General features: G+C 73.4%; 1 protein-coding gene. It reads right to left on the reverse strand.

The window, feature by feature from the left end:
* Positions 1–15: 15 nt before the first annotated feature.
* Positions 16–600 (reverse strand): GYF domain-containing protein, encoded by a 585-nt coding sequence (locus AC27KI_RS26455; protein WP_487091394.1) that lies wholly within the window; start codon positions 598–600, stop codon positions 16–18.
* Positions 601–745 lie beyond the last annotated feature (145 nt).

The following is a 745-nucleotide window of genomic DNA, read 5'->3' on the forward strand; positions in this document are numbered from 1 at the left end:
GCCCACTCCCCGCGCTCAGAGCATCAGCACCACGAGCAGGCACACCACCCACGCCGCCAGGGGCGCCAGGCCCTGCCCCAGCCGCCGCGCGCGCCGGTAGAGGTAGGCGGGCGCCAGCCACACCCAGCCGCGAAAGCCCGCGGTGTCGTGCCCGGCGCGCCACAGCCAGCGCTCGTCCACGAAGGCCAGCAGCACGTTGAACGCCACCGTCAGGAAGAAGAACGCCCCCGACTGCACGGCCCGCTGCGACACGTACGGATCGCGGTACACGAGGTAGGCCACGAAACCCTCCAGCGACACGCCCATCACCGGTGCGCAGGCCAGCAGCCAGGCCAGCGTGTTGTTCACGCTGCCGGCCCAGGGATCGGCGGGCACGTGCAAGCCCAGGTGGGGGCATAGGTGCGGCCGGAACTCCGAATGCTCCACCGGTACCCAGCACGGCAGGCCCGGGCGCCAGATGCGCTGGCCCGGGGGCAGGCGCCGGGCATCGATCAGGCGCACGATCTCGTCGTCGGGCACCGGGCCGCGGCACTCGCCCTGCGCCTCGTAGAACCAACGGGCGTCCTCGCCCAGGTGGATGTCGACTTCCATGGCATTCATCGCAGCCACTCCCCTTTGCGCAGGGTGGCGGAAGCCCGCTCGGCCGGATGGAGGACGGTGGGATCGGCCGGCGGCACCCGCGTGACGGGCCGCGCCGCCGCGAGCCGGTGGTGCACGGCGCCGGCGGCGGGCAGGGGGACGGTAG

It is taken from the genome of Acidovorax sp. KPB24-03 (assembly GCF_057546605.1).

Bases quoted from the DNA above. Each gene is read 5' to 3' on its own strand.
- AC27KI_RS26455 (WP_487091394.1), bottom strand. From the start codon at position 600: ATGAATGCCATGGAAGTCGACATCCACCTGGGCGAGGACGCCCGTTGG.